Source organism: Psychrobacter sp. ENNN9_III, from assembly GCF_001462175.1.
Classification (GTDB): Bacteria; Pseudomonadota; Gammaproteobacteria; order Pseudomonadales; family Moraxellaceae; genus Psychrobacter.
This window is the reverse complement of sequence record NZ_LNUO01000188.1, coordinates 1-6,695: the sequence shown is the minus strand read 5'-3', so window position 1 is coordinate 6,695 and position 6,695 is coordinate 1. Positions and strand designations below refer to the sequence as shown.

Sequence of the window (6,695 nt, the reverse complement as noted above, 5' to 3'; positions counted from 1 at the left end):
TGCGCTGAGTGCTGCTGAGCTGTTGCCAAAGCTGCAGCGCCACTTAATCAAGCAAGACGTTCAGACCAACTGGCAACTGGTTTGGCTAAACAATGCTGGACGACCAGTGATTGGCTTGCTACCAAAAGTAAGCTGGTCTGTATACGCTACTCATAACCAAATCTCTCATACAAAGTTGCCTACCTATAAAGTAATAAAACACTGCCGCAGTGATAAGAATGCTGTTACGACAGCATATATGAATTATATCAAGTGGCAAGACGAGTTGATTGCTTATAGTCAAGCTTATGAGGCTAATAACACCGTCTCAAACTCTCTAAACACACTCTATGAGAAGCCAAATTATCATCACGGTTTAATAGGTTTTATTGGTTATGATATTGCCGCTCATGAGCTGAGTCCAGCGGCTAATATTAAGCTGGCAGCGCAGCCTTGTGCGGTATTGGGGCACTATGACATGTATCTGACGCCCTGCGATAGTGGTCGTGGCTGGGCGCTGCGTACTGTAGGGCTACATACACCATCAGATGAGACAGACCCAGCGCTTGGCTTGCTGATATCCTGCTTAGACTCACTAGAACAACAGCTATCTAAAACAACAAATAACATTGCAAAAACGCCTGCGCCATTACACCTACAGCCGCGCTGGCACCAACATGACTATCAAGCAGCTTTTGATAAAACCCAATACTATCTACAGCAAGGCGACTGTTATCAGATCAACCTGACTCAAGAATGGATAGGATATCTGGCGAGCGCTAGAGAGAATGCATTTACTCAGTCCACAAGCCTGATCGCTTATTTGCCAGTGCTCCATCAAAACACCCAAGCGCCCTTTGCAGGGTACTTACAAACCCAGCCGCTTGATGACGATAGGTTTGATAATAGCAACAATGACCGTGATGCTCGTGACCTTCATAGCGTTAACCCTCAATTTGAACTACTAAGCTGCTCGCCTGAGCTATTTTTTACCTTTACCAAAGAACCTAATAGCGGCAAACATCATATCATCACCAAACCCATCAAAGGCACCATGCCGCGCAGCACCAACCGCGAACAAGATAACGCCTATAAGCAGCAGTTGATCGACAGTGAAAAGGATCGCGCCGAAAACGTCATGATTGTCGACTTATTGCGTAACGACTTGGGCAAATATGCCAAAATTGGTAGCGTTAAAGTACCCAAACTGTTTGCTATCGAGAGCTTTAGCAATGTCCATCATATGGTCAGCACCATCCGCGCCGAGCTAAAAGACGATGCCCATCCATTAGCCGTATTGTTTGGTAGTCTGCCAGCAGGCTCGATCACTGGCACGCCAAAAAAGCGCGCTGTCGAAATCATTTCTGAGTTAGAGCAAGCACCGCGTGGCGCCTATTGTGGCACCATGGGCTATATGAATTTTGATGGAAGTGGGCAGTGGAATGTACTCATTCGTACGTTGCAGGCTAATAGCTTAGCAAATGCCGAGACAGAGGTCAGCTTATGGGCAGGTGGCGGTATTACTGTCGCCTCTAACTCTAAAGAGGAATATCAAGAGTGTCTCGATAAAGTGGGCAATCTATTAAACGTATTAAACCAACCAGACATCATATAAAGGTTTTCCCAATACTTTATGTAAAACTCATATAGCGGAACACTTTATTATCGATTGGTCATTTAACATTGCCCTGATAAAAACTTAGCCCATATTTGAGATAGACTCATTATCTGTACTGGTCGTTTGCATAGCCGTCAGAGCATCAATCAAGCGCTCATGCTGCGCTTGTGTACCGACCGTGATACGAAGATACTCTTGGATGCGCGGCTTATCAAAATGTCGCACGATAATGCCTTGCTCGCGTAATTTAGCAGCCACTGCGCTTGCGTCCCCATCTTTAGGACGGACAAATACAAAGTTGGCATGCGACGGCAGTACTTGATAGCCAAGCGCTGTTAGCTGAGTCGTCAACGACTTGCGCAGATCAATGACTTGTTGGCGGGTTTGTTCAAAATAATTATTATCCAAAACGCTAGCAGTTGCGCCAGCTTGCGCCAACTTATCTAATGGATAGCTATTAAAGCTGTTTTTCATACGCGTCAACGCTTCGATTAATGACGCATCACCAAAAGCCATTCCGACGCGCAAACCTGCTAATGATCGAGATTTTGAAAAGGTTTGAGTCACCAATATATTGTCAAACTCATTGATTAAGCTCACCGCTGAAACCTGAGTACTAGAGTTGGTATCATCTATACAAGCAAAGTCAATATAAGCTTCATCAATGACTATCACCGAATTGGAGTGCTCGCTTGCAAGTTTACGAATATCGGCAAGCGATAACAGCAGTCCTGTCGGTGCATTGGGGTTGGCAATAATGATACCGCTACAAGGTTGGCGGTAAGCATCGGGATCGATACTAAAATCATCCTCCAATGCAATCTGTACCAGCTCTATACCGAAAGTCTGCGCATAGACAGGATAGAAGCTATAGCTGATGTCTGGTGCTAAGACAGGTCGCTCTTTGAGAAAAAAGCTGGCAAATACTAAAGCGAGAACTTCGTCTGAGCCATTACCGACAAATACCTCGTTTATATCAAGATTATATAACTCGGCTAATGCCGTACGCAGATCATCAGATTCAGGAGCTGGATACAGACGTAAATCGTAAGCCTGCTGCTCTAAGACGTTAGCAATGGCCTCCCCTACCTTCGGTGATGGCGGAAATGGATTTTCGTTGGTGTTCAGTTTACACAAATTAGCATGCTGGGGCTGCTCACCAGGGACGTAAGGTGACAAGTTACGTGCTTTGGACGACCAAAGTCTGGTATCAACTTTTTGTTCACTCATAAGTTATCCTACTCATAGCTAAAAGGGTTGCAAGACCTAAAATGACAGTAATAATAATGTTTTGACGATATCTTATTAAATTCTATACAGCCTCAGTTATAACCACTATATATTTCTGATAAAGGGTTCTTTATATCCGCTATTCTGTCTATATAACGTCTATGTATAGGTATTTTACTGGTAACGATATCGAGCTGAGCGTGCATGAGCTTCCAAATCTTCGTGCTGCGCTAAAATGTCAGCGGTCTCAGCCAGTGGCTTACTACCGTCCTTACTACAGTAAATGATAGATGATTTCTTTTGAAAGTCATAGACACCGAGCGGCGAAGAAAAACGCGCAGTCCCTGAGGTTGGTAGCACATGATTGGGTCCCGCGCAGTAGTCACCGATTGCCTCAGGCGTATGACGTCCCATAAAGATAGCACCCGCATGACGAATATCCTCAAGTAGTGCATCAGGGTCATCAACAGACAGCTCTAAATGCTCAGGTGCAATGCGATTGATCAAAGCCATACCCTCGCTTCTGTCTTTGACTAGGATAAGGGCACCACGATTTTGTAATGAGTCGCGAGCGATATCTGCTTTTGGCAATTTTGCTAAAGCGTTTTCAATCTCTGTAGCGACTTGTGCCAACTGCTCGCTACTTGTCGTCACAAAAATCGCTTGAGCAATACAGTCATGCTCCGCTTGGGACAACAAATCCATGGCTAACCAATCGGCACGGTCTTGGGCTTGCCCTTCTGCATACACCAGCACTTCAGATGGACCAGCTATCATATCGATACCTACCTGCCCAAATACGGCTCGTTTGGCGGCTGCCACATATTTATTGCCAGGGCCAGTGATTTTGTCTACCGCTGGAATAGTTTTGGTACCATATGCTAACGCTGCCACGGCCTGAGCGCCACCAATCGTAAACACGCGATCGACTTGAGCCAAATGCGCGGCTGCCAATACTAAGGGGTTTAGTACGCCATTGGGGGCTGGTACAACCATGATAACTTCTGTGACGCCAGCGACTTTTGCAGGAATAGCATTCATCAGTACAGAAGATGGATAAGATGCGAGCCCGCCTGGTACATAAATACCCACACGATCAAGTGGCGTCACTTTCTGTCCTAGGCGATTTCCCAACTCATCCTCATATTGCCATGTCTCTTGAACTTGGCGTTTATGAAATGTCTGCACACGCGTCGCCGCTGTAGTCAATGCCGTCTTTACTTTTCCATCTAAATTGTCAAAAGCTTCAGCGAGTGATTGTTTAGACAGTTCTAACTCTTGTATCGTCGTTGCTGGATGCTGATCAAACTTTTGGGTCAATGCTAGCACTACGTTATCACCATCATGACGTACTTGAGTAATAATATCATCGACAGTCTTTAACAGATCAACATCGTTGACTGTCTCAAATGCCAGCAGATCCTTCAATTGCTGTTCAAAATCGGTATCTTGAGTACTTAACTGACGCATGATTTAATCCTATGTTTAAGCCAAAAAGACGGCTGGAAAAACAAAAACTATGAAAACAATCAAATCATAATAATAGCTTTTACTAAATGAACTATCATTATCTTCAATAAATGATATTGGATTTTTTCTTAGTAATTACATATCAAAAAACCAGTTTAGCACGCTATATCTAACATAGAACGCCAAACTGGTTTTAAAACTCACATAACACCCTTTTACATTATTAATAATAAATATAATCTACCTTCAATATTTATCAACCATTTGATAATCAAGAAGCAGCAGCAATACTGTTTTTAAAGCTCTCAAGGATAGGCTCAAGTAACACAAACTTACGCTTATAACTGACTTGGTTAACGATCAAACGAGACGATACATCACAGATATGCTCACGCGGCTCTAGACCGTTAGCTCGTAGAGTATTGCCAGTGTCGACCACATCAACGATTAAGTCCCCTAAACCGACTAATGGCGCAAGCTCCATAGAGCCATAAAGCTTGATCACGTCTACTTGTTGACCTTGACTGGCAAAGTAGGCGCGGGCAACATTGACGTATTTGGTCGCAATACGCAAACGACGATTGGGCAATGCTGCATCCTTCACGCCTGCTGTCATAAGCTTACACTGAGCAATTTTTAAGTCTAACAACTCATAGACATGGTTGGCACCATGTTCAAGAAGTACGTCTTTTCCTGCTACTCCAAAATCAGCAGCGCCATGTTCTACATAGGTGGGCACATCGCTCGCGCGTAGGATAAGTACGCGCACGTTTGGATTTGAGGTAGGGAAGATAAGTTTACGTGATGCATCAGGGTCTTCTAGTAAATCAACACCAGCCGCCTGTAGTAGCGGCATTGTCTCTTCTAAAATACGACCTTTTGATAATGCTAAAGTGAGGCCATTAAATTCGTTATCTACTTCATTTAATAAGTCGTTAGTCTGTAAGCGTTCAGTTTGCTCAGTCATAATGACAAGGTGTCCGTGTAAAATTGATGTCCCTAGAGACTAGGAAGTGTGTATATTATAACGCTGATAGTGGTAAGTGCCCTACGCAAGATATAATAAATCTAGTCGTTGGTATTGATACGCTCAATATTAACCCCTAAGGCGCGAAGTTTGTTTTCGACGTCTTCGTAACCGCGATCAATATGATAAATACGGTCAATCAAGCTCTCACCTTCAGCAGCAGATGCTGCCATTACCAATGACATTGATGCGCGTAAATCAGTCGCCATTACTGGTGCTGCAGTAAAGTGCTCGACACCTTTAACCACCGCTGTATGACCATCTACCTGAATAGATGCACCTAAACGATTGAGCTCAGGAACATGCATATAGCGATTTTCAAAGATGTTTTCAATAATGGTACTTGTCCCATCTGCCAGACAACAAATCGCCATTAATTGAGCTTGCATGTCTGTGGGAAACCCTGGATGTGGCTGGGTACGAATATCAACTGGTTTTGGACGACCAGTCATCTGTGCTCGTATCCAGTCCTCACCCGTTGTAATCGTCGCACCCATTGCTTCAAACTTTTCAAGCACAGGATATAATAGTGCTGCGTTGGTTTTTTTGGTCAATACATCTCCGCGAGTCATCAAAGCACCTGCTAGATATGAGCCTGTTTCAATACGATCAGGAACGACTGAGTACTCACAACCGTGTAGACGTTCTACGCCTTCAATAGTCATGGTTGCTGTTCCAATACCGCTGATCTTAGCGCCCATTGCAACCAGCATATTGGCCAAATCGACCACTTCTGGCTCAAGCGCGCAGTTACCTAACACAGTCGTACCTTTGGCTAGTGCCGCTGCCATAATGACGTTTTCGGTGCCACCAACGGTGATCATATCAAAAGAGAAGTTACAACCAATTAGCCTGCCACCTTTAGGGGCTTGGGCTTTAACATAACCGTTTTCTACAGTGATATGAGCGCCCATTGCCTCAAAGGCCTTTAGATGTTGATCAACTGGACGTGAGCCTATCGCACAGCCGCCTGGTAGTGAGACTTCTGCCTCACCAAAACGCGCCAGTAGCGGCCCCAATACTAAAATCGATGCACGCATAGTCTTGACTAGATCATAAGGTGCATAAAAATTATCGATACTTTTGGTATCACAAGTGACGGCATCACCCTGCTTTTGAATATCGATACCCATACCAGCAATCAGTCTAATCAATGTACGTACATCTTGTAACGATGGCACGTTGTGTAAGGTGGTGGGCGTCTCAGCTAATATCATAGCTGCAAGCAAAGGCAAAGCGGCATTTTTGGCGCCAGAGATAGTAACTTCCCCTGCGATACGACTACTACCGGTGATTAAAAACTGATCCATAAAAGTGACAACCTAGCTATATATGTGAAGAAAAAAGCCATGAATAAAAATCAAAAGCTTG

The 6,695-nt window shown here is 44.3% G+C and carries 5 protein-coding genes; 1 reads left to right on the top strand and 4 read right to left on the bottom strand.

The features are described 5' to 3' along the window. Positions 1-4: 4 nt before the first annotated feature. A complete protein-coding gene (locus PENNN9_RS11590) occupies positions 5-1,594 on the top strand; it encodes an anthranilate synthase component I family protein (protein ID WP_227511816.1) in 1,590 nt (529 codons plus the stop codon). An 84-nt stretch (positions 1,595-1,678) separates the two neighbouring features. Here PENNN9_RS11590 and hisC read toward each other — a convergent pair whose 3' ends face one another. The 4 genes from hisC to murA all read right to left on the bottom strand — a co-directional run bounded on the left by hisC (position 1,679) and on the right by murA (position 6,634). Then, positions 1,679-2,827, bottom strand: coding sequence for a histidinol-phosphate transaminase (gene hisC / locus PENNN9_RS11585; RefSeq protein ID WP_058369827.1), 1,149 nt, complete (start codon positions 2,825-2,827; stop codon positions 1,679-1,681). A 174-nt stretch (positions 2,828-3,001) separates the two neighbouring features. Next, positions 3,002-4,297 carry a histidinol dehydrogenase gene (gene hisD / locus PENNN9_RS11580; protein ID WP_058369826.1) on the bottom strand — a complete coding sequence of 432 codons (1,296 nt, stop codon included), beginning with the start codon at positions 4,295-4,297 and terminating at the stop codon, positions 3,002-3,004. A 271-nt stretch (positions 4,298-4,568) separates the two neighbouring features. After that, on the bottom strand, positions 4,569-5,264 hold the full coding sequence (hisG, locus tag PENNN9_RS11575) for an ATP phosphoribosyltransferase (RefSeq protein WP_058369825.1): 696 nt from the start codon (positions 5,262-5,264) through the stop codon (positions 4,569-4,571). A gap of 101 nt (positions 5,265-5,365) precedes the next feature. Beyond that, on the bottom strand, positions 5,366-6,634 hold the full coding sequence (murA, locus tag PENNN9_RS11570; RefSeq protein WP_058369824.1) for a UDP-N-acetylglucosamine 1-carboxyvinyltransferase: 1,269 nt from the start codon (positions 6,632-6,634) through the stop codon (positions 5,366-5,368). Between the last annotated feature and the right edge of the window lie 61 nt (positions 6,635-6,695).